15 protein-coding genes are annotated in these 22,361 nt (G+C 51.2%); 1 reads left to right on the forward strand and 14 read right to left on the reverse strand.

Translation table 11 applies throughout. The features are described 5' to 3' along the window. Positions 1-2 precede the first annotated feature (2 nt). The 8 genes from BN3795_RS19080 to BN3795_RS19115 all read right to left on the reverse strand — a co-directional run bounded on the left by BN3795_RS19080 (position 3) and on the right by BN3795_RS19115 (position 11,502). Positions 3-2,057, reverse strand: a complete 2,055-nt coding sequence (locus tag BN3795_RS19080; protein ID WP_068786289.1) for a serine hydrolase domain-containing protein — start codon at positions 2,055-2,057, stop codon at positions 3-5. Positions 2,058-2,154: 97 nt separating this feature from the next. Then, positions 2,155-3,435 carry an ATP-binding protein gene (locus tag BN3795_RS19085; protein WP_068786365.1) on the reverse strand — a complete coding sequence of 427 codons (1,281 nt, stop codon included), beginning with the start codon at positions 3,433-3,435 and terminating at the stop codon, positions 2,155-2,157. Beyond that, complete coding sequence (locus BN3795_RS19090) at positions 3,422-4,174, reverse strand: LytR/AlgR family response regulator transcription factor (RefSeq protein WP_068786290.1); 753 nt, start codon at positions 4,172-4,174, stop codon at positions 3,422-3,424. The genes BN3795_RS19085 and BN3795_RS19090 overlap by 14 nt, the downstream gene beginning before the upstream one ends. Positions 4,175-4,456: 282 nt before the next feature. After that, entirely contained in the window at positions 4,457-5,347 is an 891-nt protein-coding gene (locus BN3795_RS19095; protein WP_068786291.1) for a carbohydrate ABC transporter permease, read from the reverse strand. An 11-nt stretch (positions 5,348-5,358) separates the two neighbouring features. Beyond that, positions 5,359-6,249, reverse strand: a complete 891-nt coding sequence (locus BN3795_RS19100) for an ABC transporter permease (protein WP_068786292.1) — start codon at positions 6,247-6,249, stop codon at positions 5,359-5,361. A 31-nt stretch (positions 6,250-6,280) separates the two neighbouring features. Further along, positions 6,281-7,843, reverse strand: a complete 1,563-nt coding sequence (locus BN3795_RS19105; RefSeq protein ID WP_198524775.1) for an extracellular solute-binding protein — start codon at positions 7,841-7,843, stop codon at positions 6,281-6,283. 259 nt (positions 7,844-8,102) lie between these two features. Continuing rightward, complete coding sequence (locus tag BN3795_RS19110) at positions 8,103-9,899, reverse strand: cache domain-containing sensor histidine kinase (RefSeq protein WP_110945260.1); 1,797 nt, start codon at positions 9,897-9,899, stop codon at positions 8,103-8,105. A gap of 4 nt (positions 9,900-9,903) precedes the next feature. Continuing rightward, positions 9,904-11,502 (reverse strand): helix-turn-helix domain-containing protein, encoded by a 1,599-nt coding sequence (locus BN3795_RS19115; RefSeq protein WP_068786294.1) that lies wholly within the window; start codon positions 11,500-11,502, stop codon positions 9,904-9,906. Between the two features lie 208 nt (positions 11,503-11,710). Here BN3795_RS19115 and BN3795_RS19120 point away from each other — a divergent pair, with 208 nt between their 5' ends. Beyond that, positions 11,711-12,877 carry a glycoside hydrolase family 27 protein gene (locus tag BN3795_RS19120; protein WP_068786295.1) on the forward strand — a complete coding sequence of 389 codons (1,167 nt, stop codon included), beginning with the start codon at positions 11,711-11,713 and terminating at the stop codon, positions 12,875-12,877. 28 nt (positions 12,878-12,905) lie between these two features. Here BN3795_RS19120 and BN3795_RS19125 read toward each other — a convergent pair whose 3' ends face one another. The 6 genes from BN3795_RS19125 to BN3795_RS19150 all read right to left on the reverse strand — a co-directional run bounded on the left by BN3795_RS19125 (position 12,906) and on the right by BN3795_RS19150 (position 22,129). Next, positions 12,906-13,760, reverse strand: coding sequence for an AraC family transcriptional regulator (locus BN3795_RS19125; RefSeq protein WP_110945261.1), 855 nt, complete (start codon positions 13,758-13,760; stop codon positions 12,906-12,908). A gap of 146 nt (positions 13,761-13,906) precedes the next feature. Next, the gene (gene glf / locus BN3795_RS19130) at positions 13,907-15,019 is read right to left on the reverse strand and encodes a UDP-galactopyranose mutase (protein WP_068786296.1); all 1,113 of its coding nucleotides are present in this window, start codon (positions 15,017-15,019) and stop codon (positions 13,907-13,909) included. A gap of 16 nt (positions 15,020-15,035) precedes the next feature. Next, entirely contained in the window at positions 15,036-16,052 is a 1,017-nt protein-coding gene (locus tag BN3795_RS19135) for a glycosyltransferase family 2 protein (RefSeq protein ID WP_068786297.1), read from the reverse strand. 14 nt (positions 16,053-16,066) lie between these two features. Further along, the gene (locus BN3795_RS19140) at positions 16,067-16,696 is read right to left on the reverse strand and encodes a hypothetical protein (protein WP_068786298.1); all 630 of its coding nucleotides are present in this window, start codon (positions 16,694-16,696) and stop codon (positions 16,067-16,069) included. A gap of 4 nt (positions 16,697-16,700) precedes the next feature. Continuing rightward, on the reverse strand, positions 16,701-19,142 hold the full coding sequence (locus tag BN3795_RS19145) for a glycoside hydrolase family 3 C-terminal domain-containing protein (RefSeq protein WP_068786299.1): 2,442 nt from the start codon (positions 19,140-19,142) through the stop codon (positions 16,701-16,703). A gap of 83 nt (positions 19,143-19,225) precedes the next feature. Next, the gene (locus tag BN3795_RS19150) at positions 19,226-22,129 is read right to left on the reverse strand and encodes a glycoside hydrolase family 3 N-terminal domain-containing protein (protein WP_068786300.1); all 2,904 of its coding nucleotides are present in this window, start codon (positions 22,127-22,129) and stop codon (positions 19,226-19,228) included. Positions 22,130-22,361 lie beyond the last annotated feature (232 nt).

The following is a 22,361-nucleotide window of genomic DNA, read 5'->3' on the forward strand; positions in this document are numbered from 1 at the left end:
GTTTATTTATCCAAATGAATACGGAATACATCTCCTGCTTGCCCGCCGAATGCGATGGTTCCTCCGGCCGGCAGCTTAACGGAAGCCTTCGGACGAATGATCGATGAATGCACCATCATCCCTTGTTGGTCATAGACCACGAATCCGCCGTCTCCTTCCGTCTCGACCGTCATCGTTCGACCGGCCATCGAGGGTTGAATGACATACCATCTCGTCTGGTGGTTCGGTTGAATGGTAATCGTCGAGCGGGTTCCGTCATACAAGGAAGGGATCGCATCCTCACGGATAAAAGTTTGCCCATTCACCGTCAAGAACTCCGCGCTGCCGACTTGCGAGAATTTCAAATCGAAAGCGTCCCGGCTGTTCATATTCGGAATTTCCATCACGTTCACCGCCTGGTTTGCATCCACAATTTTCGCGGCATTGGCATACCCGTATTCGGCGTCAACCGAGATCGTTTTGTTGAGGATCGCTGTGGACAGGTAGAATAACGAATTGATTTTTTCATCCAGCGCAAAGTACGTTTTACCCTCTCTGCTGTTCCACTGCTCTTTCACCGTTGGACTTAGCGGCTGTACTTCCAGCTTCTGATATTCATAAGAGATCATCCGCATTTGGCCAAGCCCCGGAAAGTTCAAATTCGCGTCCAGTTTCAAATAGGTTTTACCGTTCGTTTCCTCCACGAAGCTGACAGATGCGCGGCCATCTCCGCTCGTAAACCGCCCGTCGCCCGTATATACATACGTCTGGGCCGGGATAAGTCCGCTCATTTGCGCCGGCAGCTCCACTTGCCCGGGCTGAATATCCACGCTCATCGTTTCGCCCACGGCTCCGTATAACCCGGAGTAGGCTTGCAGCCGGCTTGGCATTTCCACCTTGATCGGAGGCTCGAAAGCAGGGGCTGGCTGAATTTCGTCGATCAGGCCCTTGTCGTGTAAATATTCCAGCAACACGGCGGCAGCGAAGGCACTGTCATAGAAGGAGCTCCCCCCTGACGAGAGGGCGGCGATCGAAATATGCTGCTCCGGCAGAACGATCATTCCGGCATGATATACGATCGTGTCGCCGCCTTTGGATAAGGCGGTGATACCGTAGTCCCCGAAGGGGGCTAATTTCACAGCGTCCCAACCGAGACCGTAGTTAAAAATATTTGTCTCCTCTTTCACCCAGATTCCATTGCGGTATTCAGGGCTTTGCATCGCCTTCGCCGCTGTCGGGGACAGAAGCTCCGGGCGGTCCCCCATCAGGACTTCCGCAAATTTCATCAGCTCTTCGGCGGTGGAATAGAATCCGCCTGCGCCAAGCACATTGGCATTCTCCGCAGGTAGAACCTCATCCAGCCCTTGGAAATAAGCGCCTGCCAGTCTCCCTCGATCAAACGGATCCAGCGGCGTTTTCGTACTCACAAGTCCCAACGGCTTGCTGAAATGCTGGTCCACGTATTCCGAATAGCTGGCCCCGCTGACGCGTTCCACCAGAATTTCCAACAGCGTGAAGCCGTCATTGCAATAGACGGAATAAGCTCCGGGGTCGGATTTCAGGCGTTCGGACCGCAGCTTGTGCAGCAGTTCATCATGGTTCTGCGTGTCATTGTCATCAAACAACATGCTGTTCTCATAATGGGAACCGTACAAACCGGATGAATGGTTTAACAACATGCGCGGCGTAATTTCACGGTATCGATCATCCGCCATCTGAAAGTCCTTGATATACGTCGTAAGCGGGGCATCCAGGTCGACAAGCTTTGCATCGACCAGCTGCATCGTGGCTGCGGCAACAACCATTTTGCTGACCGACCCAATTCCGTACATCGTCTCGCGCGTAACCGGCGTTCCCAACTCCCGGTTGGACAATCCGGCACTGCCCGACAGCGTGATTTTACCCTGATCCATAATGGCATATTGCAGGCTGGTCACCCCATACTCCGAGATGACAGTTTGAGCCAGCGCTTGCGCTTTGTCTTTGACTGAACCCGCCTCAGCTTGAACGTTTCCTTGACCTGCCGGCAGGATGAACACCAGCAAGAACAGCAGGAAACCGATCATCCATCTCTTCATTTCCGATTCCTCCCTGTACCTCTTATCTATTGAATACAGGTTATATCGTACAGGAAGGGAGAACCGGAAGGAGGCTGCTGGGGGTGAAACGCAATAATCAATCCCTGAACGGCAGAACCACCATATTATTAAAAGTCTTGCTGCCGGTTTCGATCGCCATGTGGCCCCCATATTTGTCGCAGATTCTGGAAATGTTGGTCAGGCCGATCCCGTGGAACTCCCGGTTTGGCTTCTGGCTTAGCAAACGGATCACTTCATGTTCCGTATGATTTATGATCTGAACGGACAGGGCAGAATTGTCCGAGCGAATGCGAATGCGAATATACCGATCCTCCGCGATCTTAACCTTCTTGGAAGCTTCAAGCGCATTATCCAGCATATTGCCGAGTACGACGCAGAGATCGTATCGATCGAGGTTCAGCTGCGGCGAATCAAGGCTAAGCTGCGTATCGATTCGAATGCCGTTCGCCTCGCCGATATTCAAGGCGTTTGTCACCAGCGCGTCGACCACAAGATGCCCCGTATTTACCCGGTGATAGGCGTCTTCCACCTTATTCAGCGTAACCCGGATATGCTCCAGCGCCGAAGTAGAATCCCCCCGCTTAATGCACTCTTCAATATAGAGAAATTGCTGGTTGGTATCATGGATGATGCGCTTGATCGATTTGAAGCTATGCACCGTTTTTTCATAGTTGGCGTCCTGGTAATCCATTTGGCGCTGCAATTGAAAATTCTCCTGCTGGATTTGAAACTTCTCCATCATCGTATCGAACATATAGACCACCAGCACATTGAGCAGCAACAATCCGATCACCGAGATCAAGAAATGCAGGTTCTTCTCGCTGAACGCAGCCAGCATGTTCACCAGATAGATGCTGAACACCGGAACGAACAGAAATAGAAGATAATGCGAAGGTTTTAACGGATAAGTTCGGCGTTTCGAGATAAGCCGAATCAACTGAATCACGATGAACATCAACGTGCAGGAGAGCAGCAGGGTTTTCGTGGATGCCGAGAAGCTCGTCGGCTCAAAATCCCGAAACTCGTCCGAGTTAAGGGTATAGAAGATAAAGAGGGACAGCGAACTGACGAGGGACATCAGCACGGCGTACAAGACGGTGTACATCAGCTTGTTTTTAAGCTCCACCCGGTAGGAATCGGCCAAGCTGTAAATCAACAGCAAGGCCAATGCGGAAGGGGCCCACCACCCCATATCGACGGATAGATAGACCGTACCTACCGATGCAAATACGATAAAATGCACAATCCGCTGCGGTTTGCGAGCTGCTCTCCCAAACACCGAGTCAAAGAAGAAGAGCAGTTGGAAACCAAGCACGAACAGGAGGCTGCCCAGAATCGGTACATTAAATGGAATCATCATTGTCCTTCATCACCTTAAATTTCGTGTAGAAATCCTTCACTTCTTTGATTTTCGACCGTCCGATCGGCAGCTCCAGCCCGTTCGACATCTGCACGGCGCCTCCTGCAAACTTGTTCACATGGTTCATGTTGATGATAATGGAGCGATGGATCTGTAAAAAATGGCTGTTCTTCAAGGCCTCCGCGTACTTCGAGATAAGCCCTTTACTTTCAACTACCTGAGATACCGTGATAAACTTCAATTTATTTTTGATCGTCAAGCTCTTGGCGGATTCGATGGCGATGATCTCATCATGCCGGAGCACCAGTTCCTCATAGCCGGATGGAACGATCAGAAACTTCTTGTCCTGCGCTTGGAAGTAACGGCATAACCGGATGATCTTCTCCTCCAGCACCGCCGGCTCAACCGGCTTAATCAGATATTGAAATACAAACACGTCAAAGCTCTCCACCATATATTCGGGATAACTCGTCAAAAAAATGATTTGCTCGTCCAAATGCTGAAGCTCCCGGATCTTTCGAGCCGCGGCAATCCCGTTCATCCCGCTCATCTCCACATCCAGAATAAGAATATGGAACGGCGGTTTCCCTTGTTCATAATGGTCCAATAGCGCTTCCCCGGAAGGGAATAACTCGATTTCAAATTCGATATTGGCTTTGAACGACAGCGCCAGCAAACGATGCTTTAGTTGGTCTCGTTGCTGCCCGTCGTCATCGCAAACGGCTACTCGATACATTCCTGCCCGACCCCCATGACTGTTTTATCACTTTTCCATTATAACGCAGAGCCCCTCCCTTCCCGCATCTTTGCATGATTATCCCCTTCGATCAGGGAGCTGGGCTTGGGGTTGGGGGTGGGGGTAGGGATGAGGATTCGCTCCACTCTTCTGACCCAACGGGATAATAGTGCAAAGAGCGTACGGTTACAGAGTGTCCATCCACTGCAAGTTCCGAGTATGCAAAAAAGCTCTTGAATTCCCAGATGAGAATTCAAGAGCTTTTCATAAATCCAATTCCCCTTATCCCTTTACGCTTCCCAGCACCAGCCCCGTCGTAAAATACTTTTGCAAGAACGGATAGATGGCCAGAATGGGGAGGGCGCCCAGGAATAGCTGGGCTGCCCGGCCGGTTCGCGCATTCATCATGGCCAATAGCTGCGTATAATCATTGCCCGAGCGCAGCATGAGTTGCTCGAAATCGAGCAACAAGGTTTGCAGATAGCTTTGCAGGGGATAATTCGCCGGATTGTTCATGTAGATGATGCCCTCGAGCCAGGAGTTCCAATGGCCAACGATGCTGAACAGACCTACCGTCGCCAGTGCAGGCTTCAGCAAGGGCAACAGGATGCGCACCAGAATTTGAACGGGCCCCGCACCGTCGATGGTCGCCGACTCCTCGATTTCCTCGGGCAAACTACGGATGAAATTCATCAGGATGATCATGCTGAATATCGGCAGCGCCCCGGGCAAAATCAGGGACCACAGAGAATCAATCAGCCCCGCCTGGACAACGATCAGATAGGTCGGGATCAGCCCGCCGCTGAATAACATAGTGACGACGAAATAACCCATATAAATGCCGCGCCCCATCACTTTATCCTTCGACTTGGACAATGGATAAGCGGTAAGCACCATCAACACCAGGTTAACCAACGTTCCCAGCACAACCCGCTGAACGGATACCCATAAAGCTTGGTAAAACTGCCCTCCTTCCAGCGCGAATTCATACGCCTTTATATTGAAGTCCACGGGCCAGAATACGACCTTTCCGGCGGATACCGCGGCGCTGCCGCTGAACGAAACGGCCAGCAGGTTCACGAACGGCAAAATGCATAGCAGAGATACCAAAATCAAAAACGTATAGTTACAAACATGGAACACACGACGCCCCAGGCTGTTGTCCTGCATCATGCCACCCCTCCTCAGAAAATGCGATATCCGGCGACTTTATTGGCCAGAACCGCAGAAAGAACAACCATGATGGTGGATACAACCGATTTGAACAAGCCCACAGCCGTGGCGACCGAGTATTGAGCCTGCTGAATGCCCAGGCGGTAGACAAAGGTATCGATTATATCCCCCGTTTCGTATACGGACGGCGAATACAAGTTATAAATTTGGTCGAAGCCCGCGTTAAGCACATTCCCCAGCGCCAGCACAGACATTAATATAATTGTCGGGGTCAACAGGGGCAGCGTAATATAAAGCGTCTGCTTCCAGCGCCTAGCTCCGTCAATCCGCGCCGCCTCGTACAAGCCGGGGTCGATGCTGGTCAAGGCCGCCAGATAGACCACCGTGCCAAAGCCGAAACCTTTCCAGATATCCGTCACGATCATCGTCCACGGGAAAATGGAGGGATTGCCCAAGAAGGAGATCGGCTTCACCCCGAACAAGCCGAGAAATCCGTTGACGATGCCTTCCGAGCCTAATATGTCGATCATGATTCCGGCCATAATAATCCAGGAAAGAAAGTTCGGAATGTAGACCAGCGTTTGAAACGTTCGCTTGAATCGGGTACGAACCACTTCATTCAGCAGCAGAGCAAAAATGACAGGTACCACGATGCCCCCGATGATTTTGAAAACCGACATGTAAAGGGTATTCCAGATGGTTCGCACAAAGTTGGGCTGCCGGAAAACATGCTCAAAGTTCTCCATTCCTATCCAGGACGAGTGAAAACCCAATCCGGGATTATAATCCTGGAAAGCAATAACCAGCCCGTAGAACGGCATGTAGCTGAATATAAACACGATGATGAGGCTCGGAATCAACATCAGATGATAGGCCCTCTGCCGGTACAATTTTCTTAACATATCGCTCCTCCTTGCATTCCGGCATGTTCCGTTATTTATTCCCGTAAAGCTCGTTCACCGCCCTGGTTACTTCCTCTCCCCCCGCCGTGCTCCAGTTCTGAACAACCGTGTCAAAGTAATCGATATCCGCCGAACCCATAATGATTTTGGTAAAGCCTTCGGTCAGGATATCGTCAAGTGTGGAGCCGTACTTCGCCAGTTGCTCCGGCGGCGCTCCCTTAAGTCCGCTCTCGATATATTCACCGTTGTCCAGCACCTGCTTCGCGATGCTGTAGGCATTCTTTGGCGCTCCTTGCTGGAGATAGTCGCCGACAGCCGCCGGTGTCCCATTCTTCATGAACTCCAGGCTGTTGTTATACTTCTGCCACATGCCGCTGGTGGTAAACGCACTCGTATCGTTGGTCTTTAACGCTTCGCTGACCCGCTCAAATTGCACGTAATCCGTTTGCGGGTTAATAATCTTGAAAGCGCCGGTCACATGGGCGATATCCTTGTCCAGGAAGGCTGATAACGTTTCTGGCGTTTCATGCTCCACTCCTTCGTCCAACATTTGGGCATAGAAGTTCAGCAGCTTGATTGCCGCTTCCGGATGAGCGAAATTTTTATTCACCACGGTGTATACACTGTTCGCAAAAAAGAAGGAATGCACCGGGTTCTTGCCGTCCACGGTCGGGATATTATAGGGGTAGAAGATGGCGTCCTTTCCCTGGTTCGTGATCAGGTCGACCCCCGGATTGTATCCCCACCACTGATAGTAAGGCTGCATGCCAGCTTTGCCGGACACAATGCCCGCATTCATGGCGCTGAAGTCTTTGATCGGAAACTCCGGATCAAGGATTCCCAGCTTGAACCATTCTGCCCACTCGGCGATCGCGTCCTTCATTTCGGGCTGCACCGAACCGTAGACAAGCTGACCGTTTTCGTCCGGAATCCACGTATCCGGATGCGCTCCCCAGCCGATGGCAAGCAGGTTCAGATAATCGAGCGTTTGGTCTATAGCCAAACCGTATCCGCCATAGGCTTCTTTGAATTTGAGCGCCATATTTTTGACATCTTCCATCGTTTTGGGATCCGGCAGTCCCAGTTCTTCCTTCCAATCGTTACGGATCCACAGGAAATCGGGCTGATCGATATAACCCCATTGCAATTGCGGAATACCGTACAACTTGCCGTCTTTCATCCCGGATTCATAGCTGGAACGATCGGCTTCCATATATCCTTTAATCCTGTCGGAAGCATATTGATCGAATACTTCCGTCAAGTCCATGATCATGTCGGCTTTGATCAATTGCTGAAGCTGTGAAGCGTTTACATGAAATACGTCGGGTAATTTGTTCGACGAGATCGCCAGATTCAACTTCGTGTCATATTCGTCGGTTACCCAGTCCGTCACGACATTGATGTTAAGACGGTCTTTGTAAGCTCTTGTCCATATATTATGCGTCATGTCGTCTCCCGCGGGAAACTGGGCAGATGAATACTCGGCTCTTACCGTATGCACCGTAACGGGATCCTTATAGGCCCCGAAAGCATAATCCACCTCGCCGTTCTCACCCACCTCCTGAACGGCGGGACTGGGCGTTGCTTTCGGCACAGCGCTTGTTCCTCCGCATGCCGAAAGCAATGCAATTGCGGCGGCCATAGTTAAGGAAAGAAAAGACTTTTTCATAGTACCTCCCCCTAAACGCGTGTAATTGAGTCCTCTACATTGTAAGAAACCCGGCTGACGGACGAATACTATCGTTTTTGACTTTTTCTTTTGCTTTTTTGACCTTCTGGCCAGGGAGGAAGAAGCGGCTATGTCTATCGGTAAAGAAAATGAAACTTTCAGTCAAAAAAGTGCAATGTGGCCCTTATACTTCCTCGGCCGAACCTGCCTCCCGCTTCCCGACGGGACCGGGCAAACCGTACTCTTCGGGAAAGGCGATTCGGAAGAGGCTCCCTTCCCCCGGAAATGTACAGAAACGGATAGATTGCCTGTGCCCGGAGAACAGTTGGATTCTGCGCTGGACATTCAATAGTCCGATGCCTCCCTCGCGAACCTGTTCCCCGCTGAGCAGCCGCTCTACCAGCCGGACGGTCTCCTCATCCATCCCGGCCCCGTTGTCGCAAACATAGATTGCGATGGCGCCGGATTCCCGGGTGATCCGTACCGAGATGATGCCGCCTTCTTCCATCGAAGCCAGGCCGTGAAAAATCGCATTTTCAACGAGAGGCTGCAAAATAAGCTTCGGAATCCGGCAAGACCGCAAGCTTTCGTCGGCCTCGATGTCCATTCGAATGCGATTGTAATAGCGGACGTTCTGGATCGTCATGTAATTCCGGAGATTGTCCAGCTCTTCACCGATGCTGGCCGCCGCTCCTTCGGCCCGGGCCGCATACCTTAACATCGAGATCAGCGAATCCGTCATGATTACGATCTTCTCTGCCCGCTGCAAGGAGGCGATCCACTTCACGGTTGCCAGTGTATTGTAGAGAAAATGGGGATTGATCTGCGATTGCAGCGCCCTCATCTCCGCCGCCGCTTTCTCTACCTCATCCTTTTGGATTTGCTCGACCAGCCGTTTCAATTCATGGGACATCCGATTAAAACGGACGGCCAGGAGACCGAATTCGTCCCGGGACTTAATGTCGCCCACTTGCTCAAATTGGCCCATCTCAACATGAAGGATGCCGTTCATCAAGCTTTTGACCGGGCGGGTAATGAAGCTGGACAGGAACAGAGAGATGAGAATGAGGAACAACAGCATCAGAAGCGCGAATTGAATCATGCGATGCTGCAGGGCATATCCTTCAGCGGACAGCTCGCTCATCGGAATATAGAGGAAGGTCGTCCAGCGTTGCCGGTCGAACGGGCTTTGCACCAGGATATGATCCGATTCGTCCGGACGGACGGTTTCGGCAAACTTCCGTCCCAGCAATCGCTCATCGGCGTTGTAGATAATGTTGTCGGATTCGTCCACAATCGTGAATCGGGAGCTCAGCGCCTGCTGGAGGCGGGTATTGACAACGTCGATGATGCCCAGGTCTATACTCACGACCATAATGCCCAGCACGGTTCCACTGTTGATATCCAGTATTTTCCGGGCATGTGCAATAGCCGCTTTGTTCGGCTTGACTTGCTTATCGACATGCGTGTCTATAGTCATCATCCGACTGCTTGAAGCCTCAAAGAAGCGAAACCACTCTTCCTCCTTCGCACTGTAGCTGTCATCGTATTCCAAGCCGTTGCTGATGAACAGATCTTTGCCTCCGTTCAGATTGTAGATGTAAATGGATATCTCGCTGTCTTTCAGCAAAATGTAATTCATGAGCATCCCGCGAGCTTCATCCGCGTTATCATCGCTGTCGTCGCGCAAATAATCCTGAATCGGATAGTTGGCCTTGTCTGCCGCCTGGGTCCCGCTGCTGATGCCGAAGCTGGAGACAAGGGTCAGTTTCTCAATTTCTTTCAAATACTCGTCGATGCGGATATTCGTCTGTTTGGCCAAATCCACAAGCAGCTCCCTGTACTTCGTTTCCAGCAGCCGCTGTGAGGAGGTATAAGCATTGATGGTGATGACAAAGATCGGAATGATCACAACGATGAGGCATAAGATGACAATTTTGACCTTGATGCTGATAAACCGCTTTCCCTCGAAATCACGCATGGGCTCACCTCCTGAATTCCTCCGGGCTGACACCAACAATCTTCTTGAAGATTTTGCTGAAATACGTGTAATTATGATAGCCAACTTTGTCCGCCACTTCGTACACTTTGTATTTTCGGCTCTCCAGAAAACCCTTGGCCCGCTCGATTCTCACCCGCGTAAGATAGGAAATGAAATTCTCGCCTTTCTCCTGCTTGAACACCCTGCTTAAATAGGAGGGATTTACATTGATCTGGCTAGCGACGCTTTGCAGTGAAATATCCTCCGCGTAATAGCGCTGAATCATCTGCACCGCCCGTTCTGCATGGCTCAGTTGCTCCTCATGGCCTCCCTCCGCAAAAAATATCCTTCTCGTGAATGACACGAGAACACGATGCATCCCTTCCAGCGTCTCTTCCCGCAGCAGCGCTTCAAACGGAGAAACGACGGAGGAAGCAAGGAGGGAGCGGTTCCGATAGGACAGGCAGGCGCTCGCTGCTTCCGCCAGGCGGATGTAGGCTTCTCTGACCCCCCGTTCATCTGTCCTGCGGTATGCAAACCCGTTGCGAACTCGATCGAGGAACCCGATTGCTTTCGCCTCGTCGCCTTCTTCCAACACGGTCAGGAAAGCGTAAACCTGTTCTTCGGGCAGACCGTCCGCCTGTTCGTTCGCGGACTCCGGCAAGCCGGCCTCGTCGAAGAGAATATGGCCCGTTCCCTCGAAGAAGCGCCTCCGCATGGCAGCGTCCGCTCGCTTGTAAGCCATTCTCAATTCGCGGAACGAGGACACGACGGGACCAATACCGATGGACAGCGAGAGGTTCATGAAGTCCTTCACCGTCTCCCGAATGCCGGCACACAGCTGTTCGAGGTCTTCGCGACCGGCCGCCTTCGGCTCTTCCGCAAGGTTGAGGATCAGCAGATATTCTGCAGAGTTTTCGACGACGATTTCCTTCTTCCATTTCCCGGGGATGAATTCCTCAAGGATATTCACAATGGAGAATCGCAGCAGCTTCTCGTCTTGCTCGACGTACTTCTTCCTGACTTCATGGAAGCAGTCCATGCGGAGCTTGACAACCGTCAAGCGCTCGGGCCGGATTCGAACGTCCAGCTTCTGAGCTTGTGCCCGGGCTTCCTTTTCGCTCAGCAGCCCGCTGATTAAATCCTTGAACAGGGTTTCTTTCATGTGGGCGAGACTTTGCCAGTAATCGGAATCGAACGCAAGCTCCCGGGTTCGTCCTTGGTCCTCCCTCAGCTTCCGCTTGATGTTGTTCAGCAACTCGTCGACGGCTGCTGGACTCACCTCGCTTTTGATCAAATAATCAACCGCCCCAAGCTGCATGGCCTCACGGACATAACGAAATTCATCGAAATTGGACAGGACGGCAAATTTACAGTTTGGCAGCGCTTTCGAAGTTTCGCGGATCAATTGCAAACCGTCCATGATCGGCATTTTGATATCGGTTAGGATCAGGTCGGGTTTGGCGGACAACGCTAAGTCGTAAGCTTCTTTTCCATTGGAAGCCTCTCCAATCAATTCGATTCCCCTTTCTTTCCCATTGATCAGGGAACGGATCGCAAGGCGCATCAGCATTTCATCATCCGCTATGATCAGTTTCAACATCGCAGCACCCTCTTCCCTAAGAGTTTCATTTCTAGTTGTACTATAAAGGAGCGCAAAAAAGCTGACAACGAGCCCGGAGCCGTAAATTCCCCTCCCGCTTCATGTAACAACACCGTTCCATGTGCGTACAACTTTCATCCATAGGACGGCGGATGCGAATCATGCTTTAATACAGGAGAATCGTACCTAGGAAGGATGGTTAGAGGAAATGAACGAGCAGGAATTGCTGGGTTTGGTCCCGCCGATGGGTTGGAATTCGTGGAATACCTTCACATGGGACATTAACGAGCAGCTGATCCGCGACGTGGCGGACCGTTTCGTTGAGGAGGGATACAAAGAAGCGGGGTATGAGTATATTGTCATCGACGATTGCTGGAGCCTGAAGGAACGCGACGCGGAAGGCCGGCTCGTGCCGGACCCCGAGAAATTCCCGTCAGGAATGAAAGCGCTGGCCGATTATATTCACGGGAAAGGCCTGAAGTTCGGGATGTACTCCTGTGTGGGTACCCATACTTGCGCCGGTTTTCCGGGCAGCTTTGAGCATGAGTTTCAGGATGCCGAACAGTTGGCCGAGTGGGGCGTTGACTTTTTAAAATACGACTATTGCTTCAAACCGCGGAATATTTCCGGAGAGCTGTTGTACAAACGAATGAGCCTGGCCCTGAGAAACTGCGGACGCAACATTCTGTTCTCGGCATGCAACTGGGGCGAAGACGGGGTGTACAAGTGGGCTCGGGAATCCGGCGCCCATATGTACCGCTCCACCGGAGATATCCAGGATAGTTGGGACTCCATCAAAAAGCTAGCATTGTCCCAGCTTGACATGCAATGCTACACGAGCTCTTTCTGCCACAACGATCTGGATATGCTGGTGGTCGGGATGCACGGGAGCAGCAACAACGATTTCATCGGGCGAATCGGCGGTTGCAGCGATATCGAGTACAAAACCCATTTTGCATTATGGTGCATGATGGGATCGCCTCTTATGATCGGCTGCGACATCCGTTCCGCCAATCCGGCGACCAAGGATATTTTGCTGAACCCTCACCTGATTGCGATAAATCAGGATACCGAAAGTCGGGGCGCTTACCGGATCAAGCCGGAACCCCAATGGTTCCATACCGACGAGGTGTTCATGTTGGTGAAGGTTCTCACTGACGGCGATGTAGCCATCGGCTTCTTCAACCTCAGTGACGGACAACGCGAAATCTCATTGCAGTTCTGGGACCTCGGGCTGCCGCATGCCTCCGCCTACTCTCTTTCCCTGAAGGATTGCTGGACAAACGAGGAGTTAGGCGTGTACACGGAACGCTTTGCACCGACCGTACCGGCCCATGATTGCCTCGTCGTACGTGCAAAGCTCGTCCGGAAATGAGCGGCAGCCCGACTTGCACCGCTGCGTCTTATTTCGTTAGTTCCCCCGCAGGCAGAATCCCTTCGGCAACCAGCGTCTTATACTCCGAAGGGGTAAATGACGTTGCCCTTTTAAATACTTTGGAGAAATAGAGCTGATCGTGGTACCCGACCGAATAGGCAACGGCTTTTACGGACAGCTCGGGCCTCTTGAGCAGCTCGCAGGCTCGTTCCATCCGAAGCGCGGCCACGTAAGCCGAAACCGACTGCCCGGTCGCCTCCTTGAACAGGCGGTACAGATAGCTGCGTTCGACGGAGACGAATCGGGCAATCTCCGTCACCGTCAGATCTTCCCTCCAATAGTTGTTGGCGATGTATTCCTTAGCGGCCCATAGATAATCCTGGGAATGAAGCATCGCCAGGGACGGAAAATATTCGGCGTAATAAGACAACAGCAACCGTAGCTTGGCGGTGGAGCGCAGTCTTTCGAACGGTTTGACGTTGGCGTTCTCCATAATGGAAAACAACGGGAACAAATCTTCTGCCGATTTGCCTGTTACAGGACAGTCCGGCCTCATGCTGGTCAAGGAGACCAGAGCCCCCGCTTCATCGCCCTTGAATTCGATCCATACATACTCCCAGGGATCATCCGGATCGGGATAATAGTAGACTTCGGTCTGGGGAAAAATGATAAAACTTTCATGGGCCTTGAGCGTAAACAAATGTTCCTTTGCCCGATAGGTCCCTTGACCTCTAATGATGTAATGAAGGGCGTATACATCCCGAATTCCCGGTCCCCACTTGTGTAAATTCGGCGGTTTGTGGCCTCCCAGGACGCAAGCCAGGCTGTCGATGCCGTTGCGGGCGGAAGGGGGTGCCGCGGTCGCTCTTTTTATTCTATCCATGCGATTCTCCCTCAATTGTCGCTATCCCCAAACGTTTACCCCCTCATTCTAGCAAAACAGTGCAAAAAAAGCTCTTGAAACCTCCCTTCGGGAAGCTCAAGAGCTGCAAAAGCTTCGGCAGCGCCCTGCCGTTTAAATCCGCGACATTACGTTTCCTTTAAAACGTCCCTGACTCTACTGAGCGCTGCGGCGATAACTTTATCCATATCGTAATACTTATACTCGCCGAGGCGCCCGCCGAAGATAACGCGAGGTTCGGCATCGGCCAGCCGTTTGTACTTGGCATACAACTCGCTGTTCGGTTCGTCATTAATCGGGTAATACGGTTCGTCGCCCGGCTTCCACTCCACGCTGTACTCCCGTGTAATGATCGTCTGCGGCTGCGTGCCGAACTCAAAATGCTTATGCTCGATTATGCGTGTATACGGCGTTTCCAAGTCGGTATAATTAACGACCGCATTGCCCTGGTAATTATCCGAATCCAACCGCTCGGTCTCAAAGGTTAAGCTGCGGTAAGCCAATACGCCAAGCCTGTAATCAAAATAAGCGTCAACCGGCCCGGTGTAAACGACGTGTTCCGCCATCCGGTCCCAGTAGGCTTTGTCGGCAAGATAATCCGTTTGCAATTGCAACTCGGCACCCTCGATCATCTTCTCTACCATGGCCGTGTAGCCTCCGATGGGAATCCCTTGGTACGGATCGTTGAAATAATTGTTATCATAGGTGAAGCGCACCGGCAATCTTCGAATAATGAACGCGGGCAGTTCCTGACAAGTACGCCCCCACTGCTTCTCGGTATAACCGCGGATTAATTTCTCGTAAATGTCCCGGCCCACCAAGTTCATCGCCTGTTCTTCCAGATTGCGAGGGTGTTCCACAAAACTGTCCTGCCGCTGCTGTTCGATTTTCCGTCTCGCTTCTTCCGGAGTAACGACTCCCCACATTTGGCGAAAGGTGTTCATATTAAACGGCAAATTGTATAGCTCACCCTTATAGTTCGCCAACGGGCTGTTCGTAAAGCGGTTAAACTCGGCAAACTGCTGGACATACCGCCAGATTTCCTTATCGTTCGTATGAAAAATATGCGCGCCATACCGGTGAACCTGAATATCCGCAACCTTTTCCGTGTAGATATTGCCGCCGATATGATTTCGCTTATCCAGGATCAGGCAGGATTTCCCCGCTTTTCTCGCCTCATGGGCGAATACGGCGCCGTATAGTCCCGCTCCGACGATCAGAAAATCGTATTTTTTTTGCATCAGAGAAGCCTCCAAGTCAGTTGAATCCGACGACCTTTTGCGTGATTTTGTACACGCCGATCGAAATGCCGCGTCCGATACGGCCCGGCAGGCTGAGCAGCCGCCCCATCATGCCGCATCGCAAGCGATGGTATAACTCCAGATCATAGTCCATAATGAATTGCCAAAACGCTCGTTTTTTGAGCAAATTTTCGGTCGAGCCCGAACGGATCAGCAGAATCGTCGAAATCATCGTGACGATCTCCAGATGATGGTATAAATAGTGACGCAGTTTACTGCTGCGCACGCTCGCCAAATCGATCTGCTCGATCATCAGCTTGTTCACCTTCAACTGCTGATCGATCCGGGCGATCATCACCCGCTCATTAACCGATTGATCGTCTCGTCCGATATAATAGCGATAAAAATCGACGTTAAGATAATAGAGATTTTTTACGTGGGGCAAAGGCATCGTCACATACAAATTGTCGACATAAAACGTATGTTTGGGCAGGGTCAACCCGCACTCCCGCAGCAACGCGGTCCGGTAAATGAGCGAATGCATCATCAAGTACTGGCCTTTGCGGAAGCGGCCGATCTCCTCCCAGGTCAACACCCGGTTTTCCGGCAGCACATTTCCATATTTCATGACTTTTTTGTACTTGGCGCCTTCTTTTTCATAAACATAATTGCTGACCAGCAAATCGACGGGTTGCCGCTCAAGGACCAGGCGTTCCAGAACCGCCACAATTTCCAAGTAAGCGCTGGTGTCTACCCAATCATCGCTGTCAACCACTTTCATATATAAACCGCTGGCCTGCCTGATTCCGGCGTTGACCGCTTCGCCATGCCCACCGTTGGGCTGATGAATCGATTTGATGATGGAAGGATACTTTGCGGCGTAATCGTCTGCAATCTCTCCGGTCTTGTCGCTTGAACCGTCGTTTACTATCAGGATCTCCACGCTTTCCCCGCCAGGCAGTAAGGACTCGATGCAGGATCTCATATAATCTTGTGAATTATAGCAAGGAATAACGACTGATAATAGCTTCATGTTCACACAACCTTTTACTTATCCGGTGTATCGGATTTTTGTTTAAAGATGACTTTAAAGATCGGGAAGAACACCCAGAACGAGATGGCGCTGTTAATAATCATCGTGATCAGATCCGCCGTGGTCTCGCCCGCCGAGCCCATCCCCCATGTATTCATAAATAAATTGTAGATCGGCGCTTTATATAATCCTTGGGCCGCAGCAGCCCCAATAGTAATTACCAGATAAGCGATCACATACCAGAATGCGGCGTGCCAGATGTTGCTGTTCGACTTAAACGTAACATTTCTTTGGGCAAAAAAGTTGATGATTTGCGCAATGGCAATCGTGATTTGCACAGCGAGAAAATAAGAAAGACCGCCGCCGCCGCCGTCCGCCAAGGAACCGGCTGCATAGTCAAACACATAATACGGGCTGCCGTCAAAGTTATGTCCGAACTGCAAAATCTGAAAATTCTGCTGAACCAACGCCGTCTTGGCGAACAACCATTTGAACATAGGCATCAGCGCCAGCTGCAGGACGGTAACTCCGTTGCTTAGCATAAAGAAGACAAGAAATTGGGCAATATTAGGGTGCTTCTCTTTGTACCTCTTCCAAAATCCGATAGTAGCGCCCGCCAGTTTATGATCTTTCAGCTTTCCCATTCTATCATACATCTCCCTTTGCTGCGCCGGAAATTCCACTCTTTTCCTTGTTCAGCTTTTTTCTTTCTCTTAATAAATGCGAGAGTCCTTTCCAAAATTGACCGTTCACGATCTGCAAGATTCCGTCCAGCATCGGCATATTGATCATGCCGCCCGTCATCCGCGCCACGCCTCTAAACGGCATATGATAAACCGACATCATAATCAGATTGGCTGTGCTGCGTTTGCCGAGCTTTTGCAAGAACCAATGCGCGAATTCGATGGCATGGAAGGCCAATCTAGCCGCAAAACCCCGGGCGTATTGACACTGGGCGATCGTATCATTAAGCCCAAGCGGTTTTGTACGATCCCATTTGGCATTTGGAACCTCAGTTCCTAGTAAACTTTCAAACTCCGCTTGACTGACCTTCTGTACTTGGCCTGAATAATAGGAAGGCAGTTTACTCGCCTCATACGGCAGCGGCGCCCCTGTTCCTTCAACGAACAGCGTGCCCTGCAAGCGAATATCGGCGCTGGAGGCGCCAATCATAATGTCGTAATTGGCGGCTTCGACTTCCCATCCGTTTGTTTTAACATTAAAGTAACGGAAGGTTTTATTATCGAACGGAATCGTGACCGTTTTCGTTTCGCCCGGATTCAGCCGTACTTTCGCAAAGCCCTTTAATTCCTTGCGCGGCCGGAAAATCTGTTTGGATTGACAGCCGACATATAGCTGCGCCGCTTCCATCCCCGCCACACCGCCGGTGTTTGTGATCTCGAAGCTGACGCCTTGTCGGGTCACCTGCAGATTTGCATATTCAAAACGGGTGTAGCTTAGCCCATAACCGAAAGGAAACAACACGTCAACGCCGGCCGTATCAAAATAGCGATAACCGATAAACGGGCCTTCACGATATTCTACGCTGACCTCCTTGCCCGGAAATTGATAATAGGACGGTGTGTCCTCATATCGAAGCGGATAGGTTTCGGCTAGCTTGCCGGACGGATTCACTTCTCCGGTCAAGACGCGCAGCACGGCTTTTGCGCCAGCCTGCCCGCTTAAATAGGCATGTACAAGCCCTTTGACTTGATGAATCCACGGCATTTCGACGACCGCGCCACAGGACAGCACAGCGACAATGTTCGGATTCACTTGAGATAAAGCGTTTAGCAGTTCAATTTGATTCGCGGGAATTTCCGCATTCTGGCGGTCGAGCCCTTCGGCTTCCGTTACTTCATCCAGTCCGATATAGAGCAGGACAACATCGGCTTTTTGGGCAAGCGCGCACGCTTCCGCGATCATTCTCCGGCTCTTCTTGCCATACCGGTGAAAACCTTGCGCAAAACCGATGCAATTCAGCCCCGAAGGCTCCAGATTTGGCAACGTATGATCCAGAATTGCCGGATTGACAATCGAGGAGCCCGCTCCTTGATAACGGGACGCTTGCGCGAAATCGCCAATAACTGCGACTTTTTTCTCTTTATGAATCGGCAGGATCTGCTCTTCATTTTTCAAAAGTACAATCGACTCTTCCGCGACTTTTTGCGCCATGCGATGATGCGCTTGCTTGTCGATTTCCGTTTTTTCCACTTGCAGGGCTGCAGTGGTATGGAAAATAAGCTGCAACAGTCGATCCACACACTCGTCCAGTACTTCCTCTTTCAGTTGACCGGACTTGACGGCCGCAATGATCTCTTGGTTCGTTTCTCCAGCGGTTGTGGGCATTTCCAGCTCATTGCCGGCAATGAGCCCCGCAACGCGATCATTGCTGCCGCCCCAATCGGTCACGACAAGTCCCTCGAACCCCCATTCCTTGCGCAAAATATCGCGCATCAGATGGAGATTCTCATTCGTAAACGCGCCGTTCAGCCTATTGTAGGACGACATCACCGTTTGGGTACGGCCTTCCTCGATCGCCATTTCGAAGGCCGTCAAATAAATCTCGCGCAAAGTCCGTTCGTCGACAATCGTATCGATAACCATCCGGCGCTCTTCTTGATTGTTCGCGGCGAAATGCTTGACACAAGCGGCTATCCCCTGCGATTGAATGCCGCGAATCATCCCTGCGGCCAGCTTGCCTGCCAGATAGGGATCCTCGCTGAAGTATTCAAAATTTCTTCCCGCAAGCGGATTTCGTTTCATATTGACGCCGGGCCCCAGCAGTACATTGACGTTTTGCGCGACGGCTTCCTTGCCGAGATACAAGCCCATCGTTTCAACGAGCTCCTCATTCCAGCTGTTCGCAACGGTCGCCGCTGTAGGGAAGCAGGTTGCCGGAAGGCTGGGATTCAGTCCCAGATGGTCCGCCGCTTCCGCTTGCCGCCGAATCCCATGCGGGCCGTCCGCAAGAAATATGCTTTGAATGCCCAGACGATCGATGTTTTGCGTCTGCCAAAAGTCTTTGCCCGACATAAGCGACGCTTTTTCTTGCAGCGTCATTTTTTGGATAAGCTCTTTGTGTTTCATACGGATCTCTCCACCCATTTGGAACAGAGCAGCCATAAGCCCGAACCCCGCTCGGACTTAACGACTGCTCCGCCCTTTTTTATTTATATTGCCTGAACTTCAGCTTCCTGCGCCTGCATCGCCTTCTCTGCCTGCCATTGCGCCAATTTCTTTCTGAATTTTCGGATCACCGCCAGTTCAAGCAGAAGGAAGATCACAGCGGCCGCAGTGTCAATGACGATCGCCATGACTTGCCATACCGGCATCCCTTGGTTTAAGGCTTCCGCACTGTAAGCACGGCTGTTGACTACGGTATACATAATATTCTTCGACGCTTGCCGCATGGCGCTTACCGCGGTTGCGCTTTCGGTGTCATCCAGTACGTTGCCGTCACTTTCATACGCAACCAACGCCATGTCCCCGCCGCCACGAATCGCGCGGTCCATATCCATGTAGCCATAACCGCCGAAATAATCGGTAATTACCATGCCCCGGAAGCCCCACTCCTCGCGCAACACTTCGTTCAACAAGGCATTCGAACCGCCGGCCCATTCCGGTCCGATATAATTGAACGAGGACATCACTGCGCCTGCACCGCCTTCTTTGACGGCAATTTCAAACGGCTTCAAGTAAATCTCGCGAATGGCTTGTTCCGTTGACCAGGTTGTCAACATGTTCAAGCGATTATTCTCTTGATCGTTAAGCGCAAAGTGCTTAATATACGCATAGACGCCATATTCTTTCGCGCCGCTAATGGCGTTAGCGGAGATTTTGCCGGCCAGCAGCCCGTCTTCCGAATAGTATTCAAAGTTCCGTCCGGCGAAAGCGGAACGGTGCATGTTCATCGCCGGAGCATACCACCCGGATACCCCCATATCGACGGCCATTTCCCCGATGCTTTGACCAAATTTTGTGGCCAGCTCCTCGTTCCAGGTGTTCGCCATCGTAACCGCAGAGGGGAAGCCGATGGAACCCACGCGCGTGAAGTTGTTGTTGAGCGAAGCCGGTCCGTCCACGTCGACGGTAGATACTTTCCCAACGGATTTGGCTTCCGACGTCTGGTAACCGCCGTAACCGATCAAGGTCACCATATCGCTGATCGTAAGCTGATCGAGCAACGGCTCCCAGGCTTCATCCTCATAGGACAACCCGCGTAGCTGTTCCAGCTTCACGCCGTTTTTCGCGCCCGTGACCGGCTTCACGTCGTCCGACTGATTAAATTCGCTTGGATCGTAGTTGGATTTGTTTCTGAAAACGGCTTTGACTTCTGCGCTCATGTCATAGGATGCCGGTCCAGCCACTGCCGCTTCATAGTTGGCGAAGCCGTCTTTGCGGGACAAGTACGTGATCTCGCCTTCGGCGAAATCAAACTGATTTACAGCCGCTACTTGATCGGTCGAACGTTTATTGTCTTCGCCATACTTCACAGTTTGATCAACATGGTAAGTTTGTTCGCCGAGAACCGTGTGCGAGTCCGAACGCAACGAGATGATATAATCGCCTTCCTCCAGCACCCATGCGCCCGCACCATACGTATCGTAAGATGCCATGTCTTCCGCTTTGAAGGTAAGCGTTAAGGTTTGCGAAGCCCCGGGCTCCAGCTTATCCGTTTTGTCAAAGGCTGCAAGATTCACGGATGATTTTTCAATCCCGCCATTCGTATAAGGCGGACTGTAGTAGAGTTCCACCACTTCTTTACCGGCTACAGCACCTGTGTTTGTAACCGTCACATCTACGGAAAGATTGCCCTCGCGATCCGTTTGCAATTGTCCCATTTCTTGCTTGAAGGTCGTGTAGGACAAACCATAACCAAACGGATAAAGCACCGTATCTTCATAATTAATGAGGCCTTCGTCATGTGCCGTTTCATAGAAACGGTATCCGACATAAATGTTCTCTACGTAATTTACGAAAGTAGGCGTAACATCCTTGTTGGACACATTTACTTTCAGATCATCCATGTTCCGATAAGCAAAGTCGCCGATGTTGTTGAAATAAGGAGACCGGGTCAAATCATATACAAACGTATCCGCGGTTTTACCCGATGGGTTAATCTCTCCGCTGATGATTTTGCCAAAAGAATCAAACCCGGTTTGACCCGTTCCCGGCACCCAAACAACGCTCTTAATTTGCTCGTATTGTTCCGTAAAACCAAGCTCAAAGGCGTTTGCACCGTTATACACGACGATGACGTTGTCAAAATTGGATGTCACCAGATCCAGCAATTCCCGCTCATAACGATTGAGCTGCAGATAATGCTGACCCTCGTCAAAATCGGGATATTCCTCCGAGTTATTCTCATACGTCGCCTTCGACGGATCTTGAGGAAGGTCGCCGCCTTCTCCGCCGGAGCGCCCGATCACCAGCATCGCCGTATCCGAGAAGCTCTTCGCATGATCTACCATTTCCGCAGGGTAAGAAGCTACCGCCGGTTCGGGCAAGGTCCAGTTCTGTTCAAAAATTCCCGACTTCGGGCGTTCCTCTCTGTAAGCGGTGTAGAAATCAGAAAGCTCCGAATTCAGCTCAAAACCCGCATTCGTTAATCCGTCCAGCAAGCTGACCGTCGGATACGAATCCGACATCGCTCCGGACCCGGTACCGCCGTAAATCGGATTCGTTGAAGCCCATCCGAAGACATTGATTTTTGTATGGGAGGCAAGGGGTAAGAAACCGTTTTCGTTGTCCAGCAGCACAATGCCTTCCGCGGCGATCTCTTCGCCGATCTCTTTCGCATGCGCGGCCGATTGCTCGCTGATTTTTCCTTTACCGGTGGCCAATGTCAGCAAGGTGGACATCGGACCGAATGACGTTAGGTTCGCCACAATCATAAAGACTAAGAAGATGGCCAGCCCCGCTTGAGCACGCACCATATATTTTTTGGGTTTTGCCCATTTTCTTACCAGCACCATCACGATCAACATGACCAGCAAAAAGACGCCGAAGAAAATCAAATACGGCCGTGCAAGATTGACCACGTTCATGACATCTTGCATATTGAGTTCGATCATTTGCTCTTTTTCCTCCTCTGTATTTAGGTGTTCCGGATGATACACGATTGATGCCTGCGAGAACGATCCGCGCTTGAAAGCTCGAATGAAAGCTCGAAAATAAAGCGTATTCATTTTTATCAAACTTAGCAGATGTTCCCCGCAGTGAATGCCCCCATGCTTCACACGAATCATTCTAGCACGTATTGGTTTATGGCCCGGGAAACCGCATAAACTGTATGGATTTTTGCAT

The sequence above is a fragment of the Paenibacillus phocaeensis genome, from assembly GCF_900021165.1.
Taxonomy (GTDB): Bacteria; Bacillota; Bacilli; order Paenibacillales; family Paenibacillaceae; genus Fontibacillus; species Fontibacillus phocaensis.

Bases quoted from the DNA above. Each gene is read 5' to 3' on its own strand.
- BN3795_RS19080 (WP_068786289.1), bottom strand. From the start codon at position 2,057: ATGAAGAGATGGATGATCGGTTTCCTGCTGTTCTTGCTGGTGTTCATC.
- BN3795_RS19085 (WP_068786365.1), bottom strand. From the start codon at position 3,435: ATGATTCCATTTAATGTACCGATTCTGGGCAGCCTCCTGTTCGTGCTT.
- BN3795_RS19090 (WP_068786290.1), bottom strand. From the start codon at position 4,174: ATGTATCGAGTAGCCGTTTGCGATGACGACGGGCAGCAACGAGACCAA.
- BN3795_RS19095 (WP_068786291.1), bottom strand. From the start codon at position 5,347: ATGATGCAGGACAACAGCCTGGGGCGTCGTGTGTTCCATGTTTGTAAC.
- BN3795_RS19100 (WP_068786292.1), bottom strand. From the start codon at position 6,249: ATGTTAAGAAAATTGTACCGGCAGAGGGCCTATCATCTGATGTTGATT.
- BN3795_RS19110 (WP_110945260.1), bottom strand. From the start codon at position 9,899: ATGCGTGATTTCGAGGGAAAGCGGTTTATCAGCATCAAGGTCAAAATT.
- BN3795_RS19115 (WP_068786294.1), bottom strand. From the start codon at position 11,502: ATGTTGAAACTGATCATAGCGGATGATGAAATGCTGATGCGCCTTGCG.
- BN3795_RS19120 (WP_068786295.1), top strand. From the start codon at position 11,711: ATGAACGAGCAGGAATTGCTGGGTTTGGTCCCGCCGATGGGTTGGAAT.
- BN3795_RS19125 (WP_110945261.1), bottom strand. From the start codon at position 13,760: ATGGATAGAATAAAAAGAGCGACCGCGGCACCCCCTTCCGCCCGCAAC.
- glf (WP_068786296.1), bottom strand. From the start codon at position 15,019: ATGCAAAAAAAATACGATTTTCTGATCGTCGGAGCGGGACTATACGGC.
- BN3795_RS19135 (WP_068786297.1), bottom strand. From the start codon at position 16,052: ATGAAGCTATTATCAGTCGTTATTCCTTGCTATAATTCACAAGATTAT.
- BN3795_RS19140 (WP_068786298.1), bottom strand. From the start codon at position 16,696: ATGGGAAAGCTGAAAGATCATAAACTGGCGGGCGCTACTATCGGATTT.
- BN3795_RS19145 (WP_068786299.1), bottom strand. From the start codon at position 19,142: ATGAAACACAAAGAGCTTATCCAAAAAATGACGCTGCAAGAAAAAGCG.
- BN3795_RS19150 (WP_068786300.1), bottom strand. From the start codon at position 22,129: ATGATCGAACTCAATATGCAAGATGTCATGAACGTGGTCAATCTTGCA.